This window comes from Paenibacillus sp. J2R1T-4, assembly GCF_059692235.1.
Window position 1 is genome coordinate 1 of the sequence record NZ_JCAUBA010000042.1, and the last position, 4,273, is coordinate 4,273.

Annotated in this window: 1 protein-coding gene; it reads right to left on the reverse strand. The window is 49.2% G+C overall.

The features are described from left to right. Positions 1 to 4,273: immunoglobulin-like domain-containing protein (locus AC58QD_RS32375; RefSeq protein WP_497339183.1), on the reverse strand; the 4,273-nt coding region annotated here is incomplete at both ends.

Below are 4,273 nucleotides of genomic sequence, written 5' to 3' on the forward strand. Positions count from 1 at the left end.
GACAACGTTCAGGGTATAGATCTTCGTTGCGCCGCTATGCGCAGTGACTGTTAATGTTATTTCGTTCGGACCGACGGCTAACACGTTATCTGCTGGCTGCTTGATCAGCACAGCAGCATGGGAGTCAGCCTGGGTATATTCCACATTTACTGAAGTGGTGACATAAGGCACATACATCGTGTAGGTTAACGTGTCAGGGTCAAATCCTATGATCTTGCCGTCCACCGTCAGGCTGCTAAGGTTGGCGTTGCTGCTTAATACATGTACGTACCGAACAACCCAGGCGGTGTTTCCTGCAAGGTCTGTGGCTGTATAAGTCAGTTCATAAGTGTTAGGAACGTTAGTGTTGACCGCACCGTTCAGGGTTACAGCAGGAAGAACGGGGTTCTCGTGATCGGATACGGTAACGCCTTGATCGATATAAGTCTCTCCTTGCGAGATCGTGATGGACGCAGGCCCTTTTAATGAGATCAATGGAGCTTTACGATCGATCTGATTCACCGAAATGTGTTTAATCGCGTAACCGCCTGCTTCATTGACGGCGTACAAGGTGTAAGTCCCGTTCTCTGAAACCGTGAAGGTTGGACTTGTAATCGGTGTCCCTCCTGTTGCGATGTCAGCTGGACTTGCTGAACCCGGCATCCATTTGTACATCGTAGGAATAGGGCCTTCTACGACCGCACTTACCGTAACATTACCTGTAGTCGAGTAAGGTGCAGACGGATTAATACTGATGGCGCCGAACACAGGATCGAGCAAACGAATGACGTTCAGGGTATAAGTCTTCGTACTACCGCTATGCGCGGTGACCGTTAATGAGATTTCGTTCGGGCCGACGACTAACAAGTTATCCGCTGGCTGATTGATCAGCACAGTGGCATGGGAGTCTGCTTGGGCATAATCCACATTTACAGTAGTGGTGACATAAGGCACATACTTCGTGTAGGTTAACTTGTCAGGGTCAAATCCTATGGGCTTGCCGTCGACCGTCAAGTTGCTTAGGTTGGCGTTGTTGCTTAATACATGTACGTACCGAACAATCCAGGCAGTGTTTCCTGCAAGGTCTGTCGCCGTATAAGTCAGTTCGTAAGTACCAGGAACGTATGTGTTGACCGTACCGTTCAGGGTTATAGCAGGATCAGCGGGATTCTCGTGATCGGATACAGTAACGCCTGGATCGATATAAGTCTCTCCTTGCGAGTTCGTGATGGACGCAGGCCCTTTTAACGAAATCACGGGAGCTTTACGATCGATCTGATTCACCGAAATGTGTTGAATCGCGTAACCGCCTGCCTCATTGGCGGCGTATAAGGTGTACATCCCGTTCTCTGAAACCGTGAAGGTTGGACTTGTAATCGGTGTCCCTCCTGTTGCGATGTCAGCTGGACTGGCTGAACCCGACATCCATTTGAACATCGTAAGAGATGGGCCTTCTACGATCGCACTTACCGTAACATCATCTTTAGTTGAGAAAGATGCGGATGGATTAAAATTGATGGTGCCGATTACAGGGTCAAGCAAACGGACAACGTTCAGGGTATAGATCTTCGTTGCGCCGCTATGCGCAGTGACTGTTAATGTTATTTCGTTCGGACCGACGGCTAACACGTTATCTGCTGGCTGCTTGATCAGCACTGTAGCATGGGAGTCCGCTAGGGCATAATCCACATTTACAGTAGTGGTGACATAAGGTACATACATCGTGTAGGCTAACGTGTCAGGGTCAAATCCTATGGACCTCCCGTTCACCGTCAAGTTGCTTAGGTTAGCGTTGTTGCTTAATACATTTACGTACCGAACAACCCAGGCGGTGTTTCCTGCAAGGTCTGTTGCCGTATATGTCAGTTCGTAAGTACCAGGAACGTTAGTATCGACCGCACCGTTCAGGGTTACAGTAGGATCAGCGGTATTATCGTGATCAGATACGGTAACCCCTAGATCGATATAAGTCTCTCCTTGCGAGATCGTGATGGACGCGGGTCCTTTTAATGAGATCACTGGAGCTTTACGATCGATCTGATTCACCGTAATGTGTTGGATCGCGTAACCGCCTGCTTCATTGACGGCGTACAAGGTGTACGTCCCATTCTCAGAAACCGTGAAGGCTGGACTTGTAATCGGTGTTCCTCTTGTTGCGATGTCAGCCGGACTGGCTGAACCCGGCATCCATTTGTACATCGTAAGGGAAGGGCTTTCTACGACCGCACTTACCGTAACATCACCTGTAGTCGAGTAAGATGCGGATGGTTTAAAGCCGATGGCACCGATGACAGGGTCAAGCAAACGAACGACGTTCAGGGTATAGATCTTCGTAGCACCGCTATGCGCGGTGACCGTTAATGAGATCTCATTTGAGCCGACGGCTAGTAAGTTATCCGCTGGCTGCTTGATCAGTACAGCAGCATGGGAGTCTGCTTGGGTATACTCCACATTTACGGTAGTGATTACATAAGGCACATACAATGTGTAGGCTAACGTGTCTGGGTCAAATCCGATAGACTTGCCGTCCATAGTCAGGCTGCTTAGGTTGGCGTTGTTGCTTAATACATTTACGTACCGAACAACCGAGGCGGTGTTTCCTGCAAGGTCTGTCGCCGTATAAGTTAATTCATACATATTTGGAACGTTAGTGTTGACCGTACCGTTCAGGGTTACAGTTGGAAGAGCGGTATTATCGTGATCAGATACGGTAACGCCTTGATCGATATAAGTCTCTCCTTGCGAGATCGTGATGGACGCAGGCCCTTTTAACGAAATCACTGGAGCTTTACGATCGATCTGATTCACCATAATGTGTTGAATGGCGTAACCGCCTGCTTCATTGGCGGCGAATAAGGTATACGTCCCGTTCTCAGAAACCGTGAAGGTGTGACTCGAGATCGGTGTCCCATCGGCTATGATGTCATCCGGACTGGCTAAACCCGGCATCCATTTGAACATCGTAAGAGAAGGGCCTTCTGCGACCGCACTTACCGTAACATCACCTTTAGTTGAGAAAGATGCGGATGGATTAAAATTGATGGTGCCGATTACAGGGTCAAGCAAACGGACAACGTTCAGGGTATAGATCTTCGTTGCGCCGCTATGCGCAGTGACTGTTAATGTTATTTCGTTCGGACCGACGGCTAACACGTTATCTGCTGGCTGCTTGATCAGCACTGTAGCATGGGAGTCAGCCTGGGTATATTCCACATTTACTGAAGTGGTGACATAAGGCACATACATCGTGTAGGTTAACGTGTCAGGGTCAAATCCAATGGTCTTGCCGTCCACCGTCAGGTTGCTTAGGTTAGCGTTGCTGCTTAATACATGTACGTACCGAGTAACCCAGGCGGTGTTTCCTGCAAGGTCTGTCGCCGTATAAGTTAGTTCATAAGTATTAGGAACGTTAGTGTTGACCGCACCGTTCAGGGTTACAGCAGGAAGAACGGGGTTCTCGTGATCGGATACGGTAACGCCTTGATCGATATAAGTCTCTCCTTGCGAGATCGTGATGGACGCAGGCCCTTTTAACGAAATCACTGGAGCTTTACGATCGATCTGATTCACCGTAATGTGTTGGATGGCGTAACCGCGTGCCTCATTGGCGGCGTACAAGGTGTAAGTCCCATTCTCAGAAACTGTGAAGGCTGGACTTGTAATCGGTGTCCCTCCGGCTATGATGTCAGCCGGACTGGCTGAACCCGACATCCATTTGTACATCGTAAGGGAAGGGCCTTCTACGACCGCACTTACCGTAACATCACCTGTAGTCGAGTAAGGTGCAGACGGATTAATAGTGATGGCGGCGATGACAGGGTCGAGCAAACGAACGACGTTCAGGGTATAAGTCTTCGTAACGCCGCTATGCGCGGTGACCGTTAATGAGATCTCATTTGAGCCGACAGCTAGCACGTTATCCACTGGCTGCTTGATCAGCACAGTAGCATGGGAGTCTGCTTGGGCATAATCCACATTTATAGAAGCGGTGACATAAGGAACATACAATGTGTAGGTTAACGTGTCAGGGTCAAATCCGATGGACCTCCCGTCCACCGTCAGGTTGCTTAGGTTGGCGTTGTTGCTTAATACATTTACGTACCGAACAACCCAGGCGGTGTTTCCTGCAAGGTCTGTTGCCGTATAAGTCAGTTCGTAAGTACCAGGAACGTTAGTGTCGACCGCACCGTTCAGGGTTACAACAGGATCAGCGGGATTCTCGTGATCGGATACGCTAACACCTTGATCCAAATAAGTCTCGCCTTGCGGAATCGTAATGGACGCAGGCCCTTTT